Below are 16,633 nucleotides of genomic sequence, written 5' to 3'. Positions count from 1 at the left end.
CCCGCTTATTTCAAATATCCTTGTCTAAAACCACAGATATACTTAGGCTATTTAGTAGCTTAGAATAAAAAAGCCCATTCAAACTGAATAGGCTTTTTCAAGTTAAATTGAATTATGAATTGGATTTTTGTTCATGTTCTCTCAATAGTTTGGCGACCCAAACCACTAAAATTAAAATCGGAATACCAATTAAAGTCGTCATCAAGAAAAAGTTTGGATAACCGATATTGGTCACAATCGTACCAGAGTAACCGCCTAAAATTTTAGGGGTTAAGGTCATTAATGAACTAAAGATGGCATATTGAACAGCTGTGAAAGAAACACTGGTTAAGCTCGATAAAAATGCAATAAATGCCGCACCAGCAAGACCAGAAGCCAAGTTATCAACAATAATCGCAAAATACAGCCACAGCGAACTATAAGGCTTAATGACCTTACCTTTGATGTCCACATTCTGTTCAGCACTTGCTAAGTTAATCGGTTGAATATCAACACCAAGTACACCTGACATATTGGCTGATGTATTCACTTGATATGTTAAATCGACACTCTTTTTCACTACATCATTTTCTAGTAGTTGAGCCGTTAATGTTTTTTGCTTTGCTGTTTCGAGCGCTTGACCTGGAATTGCAGCACTAAAAACACCAGTTTTATCAAGCTTCGCGTCGAATGGTTTAGCATCCAAAATAATTTGAATTTTTTGATTTTCTTTTAACTCGCCTGCCAAGTATTGTCCACGGACCACGATACTATTTGCAGTCTCTTGAGCTGAAATCGTGTTATCTGAAGTCACTGGCAGCAACATCATTGCTGAGTTTGAAAAAGCATTATTCAGATACGGCAAACTCACCTGTACTGGATGTTGATTCTTCGACTGATAATCCGCAGTGACTTTAATATTTTGATCTCCAGCCAAGACTGCTTTTGGAATTTGAACTGCCCAAGCTCCCGTGTCATCCGGCGTCGCTGTATATTGCTGCCCTGCTACATTTACAGTGACATCGCTCAATGGCTGACCTGATTTGACTAGGCCGATAAAAATCAAGTTTGTTGAACTTGCTAATATCGCACCGACAAACATTAATTTCATAATGTTCATGCGCTGCGCTAGCAAACCACCAAGGAAGCCACCAACCAAGCTGAAAATCACACCATAGACTTTTACAGCTTCAGCAATCTGCTCTTTGGTGAAGTTTAAATCTTGATAAAACACATTAGAAATGACGCCGGCGATAATATCGGAAATACGGTAAAAACCAATAAGTAACAACAACACTAAAGCCAGTTTTAGACCATAACGCTTAAAGAAATCTGCAACTGGATTAACCCAAGTTTCAAATGCCATCTGCTTATTTACAGCACCTGATTTCACTAAAACTGAACCGATACCAAAAGCAACCACCGCTGAACCAATAAAGCGCACAGCCTCTAAACAGAACAAGGTAAATGAATCTGAAATTTGCCACTGCTCTTTCAAACTTTCAACCGCTACACCTGAATAGATATAACTCAAGACAAAGGCAACCACGGCAGCAAAGAATACAGCGACTAAACGATAATAGTCGGTCCGTTTATAATGCTTTTGTACACGGTCAACTTGCGGCTCACGTATCGATAAAGTTGTAATAATACCAATAGCCATCACAGCAGCCATTGCAAGGTAAGTATATTTCCAAGCTTCATAAATATAGTTACCTTTGGCCGTGCCTAAATATGCAGCCAAAAATAACGCCCCTGCACCTGCCACGATCATGCCGATACGATAACCTGCATTATAGGTCGAAGCTAAAACGGTCTGCATTTCAGTTTCAGCCAACTCAATACGATAAGCATCAATCACAATGTCTTGCGTTGCGGCAGAAAAACCTAGTAATACGGCTCCAGCAGCCATTTGGTAAATATAGCTTTGTCCTAAAGCTGGGTCTGAAAATGCCATGATACAAATTGCACAGATAATGAGAACTTGAGCGATCAACAACCATGCACGGCGCCGTCCGAGTTGTTTAGTTAAAAATGGCACAGGCAACTCATCTATTAAGGGTGCCCAAACAAACTTAAACGAATAGCCAAGCGCTGCCCAACTAAAAAAAGTCACTGCACTTTTATCAATTCCTGCTTCACCTAACCAAAGCGATAAACTGGAAAAGATCAGTAAAATTGGGATACCGGCCGAAAAGCCAAGAAAAAGCATAATCAGCGCACGTCGGTCTAAAAATGCAGTAAAAGCAGATTTCCATCCTGAAGCTTGTGTTGTCATGACTCAGTTATTTTTGTCAAAATCGAATGTTGCTATTCAAGCGCTTAATGACAACGGTTTCAACAACATTTATGAAATCATTGTTTTATTTTATCGATATTTCGCATGCTGTTGCTTGATCTTTGGCATTAAACCTGTATACCTTAATTACATATCTCTATTCTTTAGTTTTTTGGATTCAACAGTGACCCAGCGACTTGAACAAATTCACTCTTCTTTATCAACCACCATTAATGAAACCAACACAAAAAACTTAGCAGAAACAGTAACGACACTAAAGAGCGCTTTTGATCAACCCGAAATACAGAATACTTTAACTAAAACCCAGTTGCAGCCGCTTCAGCTGACGCATACGCCTGAGCTTAAAAAAATACCGACGTCTACCAAGCGGATCAAACCACTCAATGACTTTTTAGGACAAGATCGTGCCCGTGCTTCGGTTGAAGCTGGCATTGCATTGCCCTATTCAGGCTATAACATTTTTGCTGTAGGTACCGCAGGCTTAGGTAAGCGCACCATGATTAAGCGCTTATTACAACAACACGCTAAAAATATGCCAACGCCTTCAGACTGGGTGTATGTCAATAATTTCAAGTTTCCGCGTGAACCGATTGCGCTGAAACTTCCTTCTGGTCAAGCGACAAAATTCCAAACGTTATTACATCAAAGTTGGCAAACTATATTAAAACAGCTTGAACGTCGCTTCACCGCAGAAACCTATCACAATCGCATTGAAATGATTCGCCAACATGCTGGTGATGAACAACATCTTGCTTTAGTTGAATTAACCCGAGAAGGTGAAGAGCTCGATCTTAAACTGATTTCTCAGGATGATGATCATTGTTTCGTTCCGATGCATTTGGTCGATAACAAATACCAAGAAATGTCGAAAGAAGACATCAATGCTTTAAGCAGCAAACAACGTGCTGAAATTGCGTCAAACGTCCGTTATATGGATAAAAAACTTGAACGTCTTGGTCTACATCTTGGTGATCTTGAAGATGACGCACGCGATAAAGTTCAGGTTTTAAACCGTGAAATTGCTAAACAAGTCGTCATGCCGCGTATTGATGTAATTCAAAATAAATTCAGCATGGTTGAAGGCTTGGAAGATTATCTGAAGCAATATGCAGATGACATCATTCAAAATGTTGAGTTTGTGCTTGAGCAAGAAGAAGATGACTTTACACCTGGCCTATTTAACCGCGTGCCATCTCGCTACCAAGCTAACATCATCGCCACACACAAACCAAATGCTGGTGCGCCAGTTATTTTTGAAGATTTCCCAACCCATTACAATTTGCTAGGTCATGTCGAACAACTGACCCAAAATGGCACCATCACTACAGACTTTACCTTAATCCGTCCCGGTGCGTTGCATAAGGCCAATGGTGGATTCCTCATCTTGGAAGCAGAACAACTTTTAGAGCAGCCTTATGCATGGCAAGGTCTAAAACGTGCATTAAAGTCAGGACATTTAAAGCTGTCTTCACTTGAACATATGCTTACACTGACTGGCAGTATTTCGATTGAACCTGAAGCTATTGATTTAAATATCAAAGTGATCCTACTTGCTGAACCTGATATTTATTACGATATTTTAGAACTCGAACCAGAACTGGGCAGTGTCTTTAAAATTCGTGCCGATTTTACCGATACATTACAACGTAATGACATTAATGAGCAGGCATATATGCAGCTAATTGCTGACTATGTGCAAACAGACAAACTTCTGCCGTTTGACCGTACAGCACTTGCTGCACTGTTAACTGATTCAAGTCGTCAAGCTGAAGATCAAAGCTCTTTGTCATTACATGCCCTCACCTTAGGTGATTTGATTCGTGAAGCTCATCATCATGCAGCACTTGCTGGCGATAAAATGGTGACAGAAACACATATCAACACCGCTCTTGATCATCGTAAATACCGTCTAGGCTACTTACGTGAATTGTATTGGCAAGATCTCAGTCGCGGTACACAGTTAATTGAAACCAAAGGTCATCGATTCGGGCAGATCAACGCCCTCTCTGTGATTCAATATGCAGATGTTGAATTTGGTTTACCGTCACGCTTAACGGCTTCGGTTTATCAAGGCGGCGGCGATATTTTAGATATCGAGCGTAGTGTAGAACTTGGTGGTTCTTTACATGCCAAAGGCGTCCTGCTGATGTCGAGTTTCTTAAAGGCACACTTTGGTCGTGAACAAATTTTACATTTTTCTGCTGCCCTTGCCTTTGAGCAAAGCTATGGCCAAGTAGATGGCGACAGCGCAACTGTTGCAGAGCTTTCAGCTCTGATTTCCGCTATTAGCCAATTACCGATCGATCAATCATGGGCAATCACTGGCTCCATGAACCAATTGGGTCAAGTTCAACCGATTGGTGGTGTAAATGCCAAGATTGAAGGCTTCTATGATGCATGTAAATTACAAGGGTTAACAGGCAAGCAAGGTGTGATTATTCCACGCCAAAATATGCAGCACTTGATGTTACGCAAAGATGTGATTGAAGCTGTGCAAAAAGGTCAATTCCATATTCACGCCATAGATACCATTGACCAAGCATTAGAAATTTTGATGGCGCGTCCAGTAGGCACTCTTGATAAAAAAGGTCGTTATAGCAAAGGCTCAATCTACGCTGCTGTCATGGAGCAACTTGAGTACTGGCAAGCGATTGAAGACGGTGCTGAGTTTGAGGAAGAAGAGCCAAAGAAAAAGAAAAAGAAAAAGAATAAGTCAAAAAAGAATAAAGATAAAAAGGCAAAGAAGTCTGAAGCTCAAGACAGTACTGCTGAAAATGAGACTGCTGAAAACGAGCAACGTGTTGAAGAAAGTCTGACTGAAGACAATCCGTCATAAATCTTCGATGAGTTTATTCATTTGTTGATTTTTCCACCATTCATTATGCTTTAAATGCCTATGAGAATGGTGGAAAAACGCATAACCCCAGACTTTTTAGATAATTAAGTCTTAAAAAAAGCGCCTTAAAGGCGCTATTTTTTATCTGTATCCAATGATTAAAATCATCAAATACATATCCAATTAAGCTTCCGGAGCTGGGCTATACTGTTCAACTAAAGGTTGTAATTCACCTTTTTGGAACATATCAAGCATAATGTCACTACCACCGATCAATTCACCATTGATCCATAATTGTGGGAAAGTCGGCCAGTTTGCAATTTGTGGAAGAGTTGCGCGAATATCTTGATTTTCAAGAATATTTACATAAGCAAATGGACGACCAATTTGACTGAGCGCTTCTACTGCACGCGCAGAGAAACCACACTGTGGAAACTGTGGAGTGCCTTTCATGTAAAGTAGAACTGCGTGTTTAGCAATTTGGTCACGAATTAACGCTTCTGTATCGCGTGCTTGTTCAGTCATTGATATATCCTCAATAAATCTGCTTCGCATTATACCCAAAACTGAGTAAAACAATATGACTAAAGCAATATTTCACGTTTTATTTACATTTCAGCTTTTCAAGTGAGTTATATTTTGCTTATATAGACCTCTTGATGCTCATATATATATGGCGTCTCCTCTATATTATTTCAATCACCTGACAAATTAGAGTTAGTCATGAATAACATTACCCTTGCCCCAGTACAAACTGATCAACCATCGCACTTGATGCCAGTATTTGGCCGCCAACCGATCAGCTTTGTCCGAGGTCAAGGTGCTCACCTGTATACCGCAGATGGCACAGAATACTTAGACGCACTGACAGGGATCGCTGTTTGTGGTTTAGGTCACTCACATCCTGCAATTACAGCTGCAATTGCTGAACAGGCAGCGACCCTCATTCATACCAGTAACTTATTTGAAGTGCCTTGGCAAACGGCTGCTGCGCAAAAATTAGCTGAAGTTGCGGGTATGGAAGAAGTTTTCTTCTCAAATAGTGGTGCAGAATCAAATGAAGGTGCAATCAAAATTGCACGTAAATTTGGTCATATGCAAGGTGTTGCAAGCCCTAAAATTATTGTTGCTGATCATTCATTCCATGGTCGTACCATGGCGACATTATCTGCAACAGGTAACAAAAAAGTTCAGGAAGGTTTTGGCCCACTGGTTGAAGGTTTTATTCGTGTGCCTTTCGGTGATATTGAAGCAATTGAAGAAGCTGCAATTCACCACCCAGACATCGTAGCGATTTTGGTTGAGCCGATCCAAGGCGAAGGTGGCGTCAACACGGCTCCTCAAGGTTTTAGCTATTTAGAAGATATTCGTCGTATCTGTAACCAACACAACTGGTTAATGATGCTTGATGAAGTGCAAACAGGTAACGGCCGTACTGGTAAATACTTTGCATATCAACACACCAATATTATTCCTGACGTGCTAACTACAGCAAAAGGTCTAGGTAATGGCTTCCCTATCGGCGCAGTCATGACTCAAGGTCGTGGTGTTGGCGTTTTAACAGCGGGTAACCACGGTTCAACTTATAGCGGTACAGCATTAGGTTCACGTGTGGTTTATACCGTGATTGATACCATTCAAAAAGAAAACCTTGTTGAAAATGCTGCAAATATGGGTGCGTACCTTGTTGAGCAATTCACAGAGCAACTCGCCGATCAAAACGTAACTGTTCGTGGTTTTGGTTTAATGGTCGGCATTGAATTACCAAAAGCATGTGGTGAACTTGTGAATATTGCACGTGATGAGCATCACTTGATTATTAACGTAACAGCAGGTTCTGTGATTCGTTTATTACCTACGCTGAACATCAATAAAAAACAAGCGGATATCTTAATTGAACGCATTGTTAAAATGGTGAAAAACTTTCTAGCGTAATATGTGCCGAAAGTAAAAAAAGCCGCTGATTGCGGCTTTTTTTATATCTTTTTAAACCTTTTTTGTTTTTATGAGGCTTCTTGGTATACACGTCCGCCTGGTAATTGACTGAAATACAATTTTAATGCATCTAGGCAACGATGAATCTTGGTAGGCTGTTGATCACGTTTAGACATCACCGCATATAGAGTAAATGATGGTAAACGCCATTCTGGTAAAACTTCAACAAGAGAACCGTTTAATAAGTCTTTTTGCGTATCTAGATATAATATTCTTGCAATGCCATGTCCTTGTTGACACATTGCTTTTGCAGCAAATACATTATTTGTTGTAAATCGGGAGTGCACATCCAATGCAACCTGCTCTTTAGTCACTGCATTTTCAAATGCAAAATGCTGAAAGTTTCTAACCAAATTTATTTGAACCATATCATGATTTTGTAAATCTTCTGGTCGTGTAATTAAACTGGTTTGGTTGATATAGCTTGGTGCAGCAACGAGAACTTGTTCAACATGTGCCAATGGCACCACATGAAACTGTTGATCATCAATTTTTGAACTCATTCGTAGCGCAATATCAATGCGTCCATCAATTAAGTCGATATATTGATTATCTGCTTCTAGATGAACGGATAAACCACGATGTGCCGACATCCAATGTGACAATGCAGGAATCACATGATTCGCACAAATTTCTGGTGTTGATGCAATACGTAATTCACCGACTAAGTCGTCACGAAGTTCATTGATACGAATTTTGCCGCGCTCTGCGGCAGATAGCATCTCTTGGCAACTATGAAAAAAAGCTTGTCCAGCTTCTGTCAAACTTAACTTACGTGTTGAACGATGTAAAAGAATGACTTCCATATCCTGCTCTAGTGAGCGGATTTGCTGACTCACGGCACTCGTGGTAATACCTAACTCACGAGCAGCACCGCTAAACGAATTTTTTTCCACAACGCAAGCAAAGACACCCATTGCTCGAAGTTGATCTAACATAAATTTCCCTCATAAACTTATGAGAAGCTTCATCTTTCGATAAAAGCAACTCATTGTATTATACGGGGATATTTTGCTTTTGCATTATATATTTAATTATTTGGTAAAACTGAAGTTGGATTGATTGGTTTACCATCTAAACGCACTTGGAACTCAAGCATCGTGCGGTTGGTACCCGATGAACCCATCTCACCAATTTGCTGCCCTGCTTTCACAGTATCGCCACTTTTGACATTCATTTTACTGTTATGTGCATATGCAGTGATATAGCCATTAATATGCTTCACCAAAATCAAATTGCCGTACTCTTTAAGACCATCGGCGGCATAGACCACTTGACCATCAGCTGCTGCAAAAATAGGATCACCTGTATTACCTGCGTAACGTGTTCCTTTCACATTCGATGCTAAGTTATAGCCTTGTAATACCGTAGGACGCGATACTGGACTCACCCAACGTAAACTTGAAGAACTGACCACTGGCGTTGGAACTGTAGTTCGCGTCACTGTCGATGGAGTGGTTGAAGCTTGAGTCACGGGCGCTGTTTGCGTTGGCATTGCAATCGTTTGGCGTTGAATTGGTGCCGCTTGAGTCATGGCTTGTGTAGACGTCGTACGACGAGAGCCACTATTTTTAAGGCGAATGGATTGTCCAACATAGATGCGATAAGGCTGGGCAATATCGTTCATTTCTGCGATGCTGACATAGCTCAAGCCATAGCGAGCTGCGATGCCACTTAAAGTATCTCCCGAACGAACTGTATAATAATCCGGAGCAGTCGCATAACGGGTCGCATTATTAATTTGTGGTTTTGACGCACAGCCAGTCATGACCAAAGTTGTAACCACAGCAGCAGATAAAACAAGGGTCTTAAATAATGCTGCAGGAGCGGTAATAACGCGATATTGTGACACCAGGGACATCATCTTCCTCACTAATAATTCAAATATAGTCATTATGAATGGGCTAAGATTAGCAAAAATCCACTCTAAAAAAGTTGCGGCATAACCATTTTCACAAAGTTATAACACTAATACTTAAATTTTAGATAACTCTGCGTGTAAGTTATTCAAAATCTCATAGTTTGTAGCATCCATTTGTATAGGCGTTACACTGACATAACCATTTGCCACTGCAAAAAAATCTGACTCGATATCGGTTAAGCCTTTCTTAGGCTCTGCCACTGCCTCGCCTGCCAATCCAATCCAATAGACTTGACGACCACGCGGGTCTACATGACTGGTAATCGGTTTGGACTGTAAACGTCTTCCTTGATAGGTAACTTTGGTGCCTTGAAGTTCAGCAACATCTGGAATATTAATATTAAAAATATGTCGTGCAGGTAGCGCAGGTAAGCCATTGGCAATAAAATCATGCACCCATTGCGCGGCGACTGCATAATCTTCTGGGTTATTATAACTACGCACATTTGGCCCAGCCAAAGACACGGCTAGCGCAGGTTGTTTCATTAAACGGCCTTCAAATGCCGCACCCACTGTCCCTGAATACAGCACATCATCACCCAGATTTGCGCCACTATTGATTCCACTCACCACCAGATCAAATTCAAAATCAAACAGACCATTCATTGATAAATACACACAGTCCGCAGGTGTACCATTTACTGCCCACATATTCGGTGCAATTTCGACAGGTCGTAATGGTCGATCTAAAGTTAAAGCACTTGAAAAACCGCTGCGTTCGCTTTCAGGCGCCACGATCACCACACGACCGAGAGGACGCAATGCATGTGCTAAAGCTTGGATACCGGGAGCAAAAACGCCATCATCATTGGCAATTAAAATATTCACAACTAAATTTCCATTACTAAAAAATTAAAAATGACTCGCAAGAACATTTTATTGAAATATATGAATAATTATATATATTTACATTTCAACATCCAGCATAAATGTGTGTGTACAAAATGAATAAAACCGTAGCACTTCGTGGTTTATTGAGCTTTGCTCTAGCAGCTTGCATGACTCAAACTGTGGTCGCAAACAATGACTTCACTCAAGAAGAAGCCAATACCATCGTAAAAGAAGATATTGCATCTGCACAAGTCATGTTAGAAGTATGCCCTGCGATTATTGGTCAAAATGCAAAATTTGATGCCAACATTCAAGCACTCACTAAAACATATCTTGCTGATTATTCTGATAAATCAATGACATTAGAAAAATTACAGTCTGACAGCGAATATAAATCAGTTCTTGAAGAAGCGCGTCAAGCTGCTAAAGAAACTGATAAAGCTGAGCAAAAATCAGTTTGTGATGACGTTTTAAGTTATGAAGGTTAATTGATCATTCAGCTTTGGACGTCCTCTAAATAGGTTAGTCCTTATTGCATCAAACCTGCCCAAAAAAGGATGACGCTTTATAGCCTCATCCTTTTTTCTTTCACAATGTATTGATTTTTAAACAGCTTCAATACAATTTTCTACTGATCTCTACCAGAAATACGATTAAGCTAAGCAAATAAATTTTAGCTATTTGATATCTTTTAGGTTATTTAACAGGTTATTTAAATGAAAAACTCCTTTGTAAAATCTCTTTATGCCCTTAGCCTTTCTGCTTTTGCTTTCACTACCATGTCTGCACATGCCGCAGATGAAAAAATTGAAGTCACCCCTACACCTCAAGTGACTAGTCAAGAACTTGCAGCTATCTATGTACTATCTGAAGTCTGCCCAAAATTGGTGAATGACAAAGATCAACCAAAGTTTGAAGCGGGTTATGCAAAATTAGCTAAAGAATATATGCCGAATGAAAAGAACCCAGTAAATGCTTTACAGCAACTCAGCAAACAAAAAAGTTTTAAAGACGCTTTAAAAGAAGCGCAGTCTGATGCGAAGAAAGCTGGCGATAAGAAAAATGGTGCGATTTGCAAAGAATTGACTGCTTACAGCAAATAATACCAATTGGTTACAATACTTTTAAAATAAGCGCTTGCACCCCATAGCAGTCCGCCTAGCTTTGTCCTAAAATGCTAGGCTCTTTGTGCTTATACCTAAGTTATTGGAACCACCCAGAATGACCCGAAAAACCGCCCTTGCCGCATTACTACTTGCACCTAGTTTTTCATTCGCGGCAACTGTCCTTTCTGCACCACCTGAATTAAATAATAAATCTTATGTGCTGATGGACTATGAGACAGGGCAAATCCTTGCTTCTAAAAATGAAAACGAAAAATTAGCTCCTGCTTCAATGACAAAAATGATGACCAGTTACATCATTGAGCAAAAGTTATTAAGCGGTGAACTAACTGAAAATGAAAAAGTACGTATGAATGAGTCGGCTTGGTGTCGCGGCAGCAGCACTGAGTCATGTATGTACGTTCCGCTCAACGGTACTGCAACTGCATTAGAAATGTTACGTGGCATTATCATTCAGTCGGGTAACGATGCTTCTAAAGCTATGGCAGAACATATTGCTGGCAATGAAGGCACCTTTGCCCACATGATGAACCAAGAAGCGAAACGTATTGGCATGGTGAATACTCAATTCATCAATGCGACAGGTATGCCAGCTGAAGGACATTTCTCGACTGCCAAAGATATGGCGACTCTTGCGCAACATATCATTCATGACAGTTCAAAATACTATCCGATCTACTCTGAAAAAGAATTTACGTTCAATGGCATTAAGCAAGGCAACCGTAATGCCCTGCTTTATACTGACCCAAGTGTAGATGGTTTAAAAACTGGCCATACTGAAGAAGCGGGCTACTGCTTAACGACTTCAGCTAAACGTGGTCCTTTACGTTTAATTTCAGTGATCTTTGGTGCGCCAAGCATGAACGAACGTGCATCTCAAACACGTGAAATTTTAGCTTGGGGTTATGCAAACTTTGAAACTGTAAAAGTTCAACCTGCTAAACAAGTGCTTGCAAAAGCAAAAGTTTGGTACGGTAAAGACAATGAAGTTCAAGTAGGTCTAGCTGAAAACTTTAACGTGACGATGCCTAAAGGCGAAGCGAACGCCATTAAAACTCAATTGGTTGTTCAACCAAAATTAACTGCTCCTTTAAAACAAGGTCAAGTGGTTGGTAAATACGTTGCAACGCTTAATGGCAAAGTCATTGCTGAAAAACCACTTGTAGCTCTACAAAATGTCGAAGAAGCTGGTTTCTTTGCAAAAATGATTGATCACATCAAACAATTCTTTAGTAACTTATTCTAAATTTGATGAAAACTCGATATTAAGACTAAAGTGAAAGCATCTAGATTTCGGTCTAGGTGCTTTTTTATTTTATACTGCCTAAAAACCTGTAGATGACTTTCCTATGAGCCAAAACATTCGCCCTTATTTAGACACTGTTCCACGTATTGCTGACTCTTGCTATATCGATGAAATGTCAGTCTTGATTGGCGATGTTGTATTGGCTGAAAATGTTTCGGTTTGGCCATTTGCTGTGATTCGTGGTGATGTAAACCATATTCGTATTGGTAAAAACTCTAATGTGCAAGATCACTCAATGTTGCATGTGAGTCATAAAAAAGCCGATAAACCTGAGGGTTCTCCACTGATTATTGGTGAAGATGTGACAATTGGTCATCATGTGAAATTACACGGTTGTACCATTGGTAATCGTGTTTTAATCGGTATTGGCACGATTATTTTGGATGATGTAATTGTTGAAGATGATGTGATGATAGGCGCTGGTTCACTTGTCCCACCCAATAAAGTTCTAGAAAGTGGTTATTTATATGTGGGCAGTCCCGTTAAGAAAGTTCGCCCACTGACCGATAAAGAAAAAGCGTTCTTGCCTTATTCAGCGCAGAATTATGTGAAGGTGTCGAATAATTATCTTGATCAAAATAAATAATATACGCATTCGTTTTTAGTTTTACAGTTCCAGCTTATGTCTAAATGCTTCATTGACAGACAAATTCAAATACAGAGTAACTCTTTAATGTTGATTAAACCTTATACTTTATTAATTACTAGAATATTTTTTGCAGGCGTAATTTTAACCTCTACAACTGCTTTTGCGAATTCAACGCAGTGTAAAGATGATTATGAAAAAATCATTGCCAAAGAAATTAAAGATATCGGCACAGCCTTAAATAAGGGTAATTATGCATTAATCACCGAAAAAACAGATTCATCTATTATCAATTATGCAGGTGGTAAAGATAAATATAATGCCATATTAGAACTTGCTGCAAACTCCTTTAAACAAAATAAAATATATGTCTCTCAAGTTGACACTCATCCTCCAAAACAAAGTTATATCATTGGTAGAAATGAGTTTTGTGCCGTACCTAAACAAGTCACGATTTCTATGAATGGTCGAAAAATGACAGGTGATCTTTCCTTCATGCTTGCAGTACGTCCAATTGAAAGTAAGGAGTGGAAATACATTGATGGTGCGGGTCTTCAAAAGAATCCTGATATGATTTACACGCTATTCCCTGATTTTCCTCGTGATAACAAGACTCCCTTCATTGAATAAAGATTTTAATATTTAACATGACTGCTTTTTAAAGCAAGTATTTTAAAAAGCTGTAATGTTAAATCTATAACAATTCGGTCAGTACTGGACAAAAATATAATTTAACTAAATAATTAAACAATACACTTTTATTTAACAATTTTTCTTACTATAAACAAAAGAAAATAAAACTGTATCATTCATATCATATGTAATTGACTCCACAGAATAATCCCAACCAAATGTTTCCAATAAAGATTTGCAAATAACATTCTTTACAGAATCTGATTTTGCATACTCTTCTAACAAATATATTTTATCTTTTGGAAATGTATAATTATCCATCTGATATATTAATTTAATAGTTGCACCATCTCTGTATATATCTTTCCAAACTGTATATGCATTATTTTTCTTTGGCAGCGTTTGTTTAACGTCGAGAATTGCATCATCTACAAGCAACAAATTTTCATCAGCACCGCTTTTTGCCGTACAACTAACCATTAACATAACAAATATAAATAAACTTAATATTTTCATCTAATTCTCAAAATAATTTTCAGTGTGAAGATATGTACAATGGATTTATCTTACAAGATTCCTCCACGTTCTTCTTACTTCAATATTGAAACGCATCTCAAGGAAATTAAGAAAAAAATCAATCATAGCCACCGCTCCCTAAATTTTGTAGAATAGCGTTTTTACCCCATGGTGCTTTTCTATGACCGCTTGGACTGCTCACGTCACTGTTGCGACAGTCGTTGAAAAAGACGGAAAATTCCTATTTGTTGAAGAACATACAGAAGGTGTTACCCATACTGTATTTAATCAACCTGCAGGTCATGTCGAAGCTGGCGAAACCATTATTGAAGCAGCCATTCGAGAAACCATGGAAGAAACAGGTCACGATGTAGAAATCACGAACCTCCTAGGCATGTATACTTATACTCCTCCGATGTTCCCTGATCGTACTTATTTCCGTTTCTGTTTCTTAGCTAAAGACATTCAGCACCATGCCGATGCACAATTAGACACAGGTATTGTCGGTGCAGTATGGATGACGCTTGATGAACTCATTGAGTCTGCCCGTGCACGCAGTCCATTAGTCATTAAGGCAGTGCAAGATGCTCTTTCAGGTCAAAAATTTCCTTTATCGCTCATTTACGAGCACCAAAATTCTCCCTTAATTTCAAATTTGGATGCTTAATCCTATGCAACAACGTGTCATCGTCGGTATGTCTGGTGGTGTAGATTCTTCTGTATCTGCAGCACTTTTACTTCAACAAGGTTATCAAGTTGAAGGTCTTTTCATGAAAAACTGGGAAGAAGATGACGGCACGGAATACTGTACGGCAATGGAAGATCTTGCCGATGCTCAAGCCGTTTGTGACAAAATTGGTATCAAACTTCATACTGCAAACTTTGCAATGGAATATTGGGACCGTGTCTTTGAGCATTTCTTAGAAGAATATGCCGCAGGTCGTACACCAAACCCAGATATTCTCTGCAATAAAGAAATTAAATTCCGTGCATTTCTAGACCATGCTGTGAACTTAGGAGCTGACTTTATTGCGACAGGCCACTATTGCCGTCGTGGTGAAACGCTAAAAAATTCACGTGGTGAAGAGTATGCCCCTCTACTACGTGGCCTAGACAACAATAAAGACCAAACCTATTTCCTACATGCAGTGCATGGTCGCGAAATTAACAAGACTTTATTCCCTGTAGGTGAAATTGAAAAACCACAAGTGCGTAAAATCGCTGAAGAATTAGGTCTAATCACCGCGAAGAAAAAAGATTCAACAGGAATCTGCTTTATTGGTGAACGTCGATTTAATGACTTCTTAAAGCAATATTTACCTGCTCAACCCGGAAAAATCGTCTTAGACACGGGTAAAGAGGTTGGTGAACATCACGGCTTAATGTACTATACGCTCGGCCAACGTGGTGGCATCGGTCTTGGTGGTCTAAAAGGTGCTGAAGAAGGCGCTTGGTTTGTACTTCACAAAGACATTGAGGGTAACCGCCTAGTCGTTGGTCAAGGTCATGAACATCCACTCATGCAAAGCACCATTTTATGGTCTGAAGCGATTGATTGGGTGGCTGGTGAACAAGAGATTCCTGAATCAGGTTTCCGCTGCACAGCGAAAACTCGTTATCGTCAGCCTGACCAAGACTGTACATTATTTAAAGACTCTACAGCGCCAAATGGTGTGCGTGTCGAATTCGATGAGCCACAACGTGCTGTTACACCGGGTCAAAGTGTGGTGTTCTACACCGGTGAAGTTTGTTTAGGTGGTGGTGTGATTCATCATACCAATGCCCCTAAACCGGATTTTATTTCATAAGGATTGTTTCGGATGACAGAGTTACCGTTTCAACAGCCTCAAACTCTGAATACTCGCCAAAATCGCGCATTGGCGTTAGCTGCTGTATTTCAAGCAACACAGCTGACTCATATGACTGCATTGACTGGGCAACAAAGTATCGGGGAAAGCGGTAACTTTTATTTTGAACATCTCATCAAAGCCAGTTTGAATATCCGTCCTAAATCCAATCAGTCCAATCAAACGCTCGATTTTTTTGATAAATTGGCGGATATTTCTCTCGGTTTAAAAACTTTAGAAAGCAGCATTACCCAGCCATTTAACACTTCCCCAAAATCTAGATTGCCTAAACTTGCCAATACCAAGCTACCCATGACGTATGCGATGGCGTTATTGCAGTTAGAAAAGAAAGTCTACAGCAATCCCAAATTTGTCGAAATCATTGAACAATCCCAACAAAAAATCCTAAGACAGCTTTCCTTTTTCGATAATAATTATTTACATCCAAGTATCATTGCCAATTTAGCGCAAACCTATATTGAAACTGCTGGCCAAATTAATCCACGTATTATGGTTCGTGGTAATGCCGAAGCACTTAAAGACACCTCTCATACCAATCGCATTCGCGCCACCTTATTTACCGGCTTACAAATGGCACATTTATGGCGTCAGCTCGGTGGTAGCTCATGGGGTATGATTTTCAGTAAGCGCAAGCTACTACAAGATATTCAAGATCTTGCCCGTTTACAGTATCAGGTGGTTTAACTGATGCAGTACGGGCTTTTTGTTTTACGTTTAATTCCAAAATTTAAGGAATCGC

Annotated in this window: 16 protein-coding genes; 10 read left to right on the top strand and 6 right to left on the bottom strand. The window is 39.6% G+C overall.

The genetic code is table 11. The features are described from left to right. Positions 1-112: 112 nt before the first annotated feature. Entirely contained in the window at positions 113-2,257 is a 2,145-nt protein-coding gene (locus tag M5F03_RS08205) for an AmpG family muropeptide MFS transporter (protein WP_180023462.1), read from the bottom strand. Positions 2,258-2,462: 205 nt separating this feature from the next. On the opposite strand from M5F03_RS08205, the gene M5F03_RS08200 reads away from it, so the two are divergent. Next, positions 2,463-5,114 carry a Lon protease family protein gene (locus M5F03_RS08200; RefSeq protein ID WP_372491135.1) on the top strand — a complete coding sequence of 884 codons (2,652 nt, stop codon included), beginning with the start codon at positions 2,463-2,465 and terminating at the stop codon, positions 5,112-5,114. Positions 5,115-5,297: 183 nt separating this feature from the next. Here M5F03_RS08200 and grxD read toward each other — a convergent pair whose 3' ends face one another. Further along, complete coding sequence (gene grxD / locus M5F03_RS08195) at positions 5,298-5,639, bottom strand: Grx4 family monothiol glutaredoxin (RefSeq protein WP_067762767.1); 342 nt, start codon at positions 5,637-5,639, stop codon at positions 5,298-5,300. Between the two features lie 198 nt (positions 5,640-5,837). On the opposite strand from grxD, the gene M5F03_RS08190 reads away from it, so the two are divergent. Next, positions 5,838-7,049, top strand: a complete 1,212-nt coding sequence (locus M5F03_RS08190; RefSeq protein ID WP_180035320.1) for an aspartate aminotransferase family protein — start codon at positions 5,838-5,840, stop codon at positions 7,047-7,049. A gap of 68 nt (positions 7,050-7,117) precedes the next feature. Here the strand turns inward: M5F03_RS08190 and M5F03_RS08185 are convergent, their stop codons facing one another. The 3 genes from M5F03_RS08185 to surE all read right to left on the bottom strand — a co-directional run bounded on the left by M5F03_RS08185 (position 7,118) and on the right by surE (position 9,858). After that, on the bottom strand, positions 7,118-8,047 hold the full coding sequence (locus M5F03_RS08185) for a LysR family transcriptional regulator (protein ID WP_180114900.1): 930 nt from the start codon (positions 8,045-8,047) through the stop codon (positions 7,118-7,120). A 92-nt stretch (positions 8,048-8,139) separates the two neighbouring features. Further along, positions 8,140-8,970 (bottom strand): peptidoglycan DD-metalloendopeptidase family protein, encoded by an 831-nt coding sequence (locus M5F03_RS08180; protein WP_078191836.1) that lies wholly within the window; start codon positions 8,968-8,970, stop codon positions 8,140-8,142. A 114-nt stretch (positions 8,971-9,084) separates the two neighbouring features. Next, entirely contained in the window at positions 9,085-9,858 is a 774-nt protein-coding gene (gene surE / locus M5F03_RS08175) for a 5'/3'-nucleotidase SurE (RefSeq protein WP_111884223.1), read from the bottom strand. A 116-nt stretch (positions 9,859-9,974) separates the two neighbouring features. On the opposite strand from surE, the gene M5F03_RS08170 reads away from it, so the two are divergent. The 5 genes from M5F03_RS08170 to M5F03_RS08150 all read left to right on the top strand — a co-directional run bounded on the left by M5F03_RS08170 (position 9,975) and on the right by M5F03_RS08150 (position 13,507). Continuing rightward, entirely contained in the window at positions 9,975-10,349 is a 375-nt protein-coding gene (locus M5F03_RS08170) for an MCR_0457 family protein (RefSeq protein ID WP_180101885.1), read from the top strand. 228 nt (positions 10,350-10,577) lie between these two features. Then, positions 10,578-10,964, top strand: coding sequence for an MCR_0457 family protein (locus tag M5F03_RS08165; protein WP_180084762.1), 387 nt, complete (start codon positions 10,578-10,580; stop codon positions 10,962-10,964). A gap of 118 nt (positions 10,965-11,082) precedes the next feature. Beyond that, positions 11,083-12,231: a D-alanyl-D-alanine carboxypeptidase PBP5/6 gene (gene dacC / locus M5F03_RS08160; protein ID WP_078191838.1), complete on the top strand. Its 1,149-nt coding sequence runs from the start codon at positions 11,083-11,085 to the stop codon at positions 12,229-12,231. Between the two features lie 103 nt (positions 12,232-12,334). Further along, positions 12,335-12,877 (top strand): gamma carbonic anhydrase family protein, encoded by a 543-nt coding sequence (locus M5F03_RS08155; RefSeq protein ID WP_249707911.1) that lies wholly within the window; start codon positions 12,335-12,337, stop codon positions 12,875-12,877. Positions 12,878-12,964: 87 nt separating this feature from the next. Further along, positions 12,965-13,507 carry a hypothetical protein gene (locus tag M5F03_RS08150; protein ID WP_078191840.1) on the top strand — a complete coding sequence of 181 codons (543 nt, stop codon included), beginning with the start codon at positions 12,965-12,967 and terminating at the stop codon, positions 13,505-13,507. 132 nt (positions 13,508-13,639) lie between these two features. On the opposite strand, the gene M5F03_RS08145 is transcribed toward M5F03_RS08150, so the two are convergent. Further along, entirely contained in the window at positions 13,640-14,026 is a 387-nt protein-coding gene (locus M5F03_RS08145) for a hypothetical protein (RefSeq protein ID WP_078191841.1), read from the bottom strand. 181 nt (positions 14,027-14,207) lie between these two features. Between M5F03_RS08145 and M5F03_RS08140 the strand changes: the two genes are divergently transcribed. Genes M5F03_RS08140 through hflD form a run of 3 tightly spaced genes read left to right on the top strand, consistent with a single transcriptional unit; the run spans position 14,208 to position 16,578 of the window. Continuing rightward, on the top strand, positions 14,208-14,693 hold the full coding sequence (locus M5F03_RS08140; RefSeq protein WP_078190179.1) for an NUDIX hydrolase: 486 nt from the start codon (positions 14,208-14,210) through the stop codon (positions 14,691-14,693). Between the two features lie 4 nt (positions 14,694-14,697). Next, positions 14,698-15,834 (top strand): tRNA 2-thiouridine(34) synthase MnmA, encoded by a 1,137-nt coding sequence (gene mnmA, locus M5F03_RS08135; RefSeq protein ID WP_249707909.1) that lies wholly within the window; start codon positions 14,698-14,700, stop codon positions 15,832-15,834. A gap of 12 nt (positions 15,835-15,846) precedes the next feature. Further along, positions 15,847-16,578 (top strand): high frequency lysogenization protein HflD, encoded by a 732-nt coding sequence (gene hflD, locus M5F03_RS08130; protein ID WP_249707906.1) that lies wholly within the window; start codon positions 15,847-15,849, stop codon positions 16,576-16,578. The last annotated feature ends 55 nt before the right edge of the window (positions 16,579-16,633 follow it).

Source organism: Acinetobacter amyesii (assembly GCF_023499985.1).
In the GTDB taxonomy this organism is placed as follows: domain Bacteria; phylum Pseudomonadota; class Gammaproteobacteria; order Pseudomonadales; family Moraxellaceae; genus Acinetobacter; species Acinetobacter amyesii.
The sequence above is the reverse complement of the archived record's forward strand: the minus strand, read 5'-3'. Positions and strand labels throughout refer to the sequence as shown.

Excerpts from the sequence above, each read along its gene's own strand:
- M5F03_RS08205 (WP_180023462.1), bottom strand. The coding sequence starts at position 2,257 with ATGACAACACAAGCTTCAGGATGGAAATCTGCTTTTACTGCATTTTTA.
- grxD (WP_067762767.1), bottom strand. The coding sequence starts at position 5,639 with ATGACTGAACAAGCACGCGATACAGAAGCGTTAATTCGTGACCAAATT.
- M5F03_RS08190 (WP_180035320.1), top strand. The coding sequence starts at position 5,838 with ATGAATAACATTACCCTTGCCCCAGTACAAACTGATCAACCATCGCAC.
- M5F03_RS08185 (WP_180114900.1), bottom strand. The coding sequence starts at position 8,047 with ATGTTAGATCAACTTCGAGCAATGGGTGTCTTTGCTTGCGTTGTGGAA.
- M5F03_RS08180 (WP_078191836.1), bottom strand. The coding sequence starts at position 8,970 with ATGTCCCTGGTGTCACAATATCGCGTTATTACCGCTCCTGCAGCATTA.
- M5F03_RS08170 (WP_180101885.1), top strand. The coding sequence starts at position 9,975 with ATGAATAAAACCGTAGCACTTCGTGGTTTATTGAGCTTTGCTCTAGCA.
- M5F03_RS08165 (WP_180084762.1), top strand. The coding sequence starts at position 10,578 with ATGAAAAACTCCTTTGTAAAATCTCTTTATGCCCTTAGCCTTTCTGCT.
- dacC (WP_078191838.1), top strand. The coding sequence starts at position 11,083 with ATGACCCGAAAAACCGCCCTTGCCGCATTACTACTTGCACCTAGTTTT.
- M5F03_RS08155 (WP_249707911.1), top strand. The coding sequence starts at position 12,335 with ATGAGCCAAAACATTCGCCCTTATTTAGACACTGTTCCACGTATTGCT.
- M5F03_RS08150 (WP_078191840.1), top strand. The coding sequence starts at position 12,965 with ATGTTGATTAAACCTTATACTTTATTAATTACTAGAATATTTTTTGCA.
- M5F03_RS08145 (WP_078191841.1), bottom strand. The coding sequence starts at position 14,026 with ATGAAAATATTAAGTTTATTTATATTTGTTATGTTAATGGTTAGTTGT.
- M5F03_RS08140 (WP_078190179.1), top strand. The coding sequence starts at position 14,208 with ATGACCGCTTGGACTGCTCACGTCACTGTTGCGACAGTCGTTGAAAAA.
- mnmA (WP_249707909.1), top strand. The coding sequence starts at position 14,698 with ATGCAACAACGTGTCATCGTCGGTATGTCTGGTGGTGTAGATTCTTCT.
- hflD (WP_249707906.1), top strand. The coding sequence starts at position 15,847 with ATGACAGAGTTACCGTTTCAACAGCCTCAAACTCTGAATACTCGCCAA.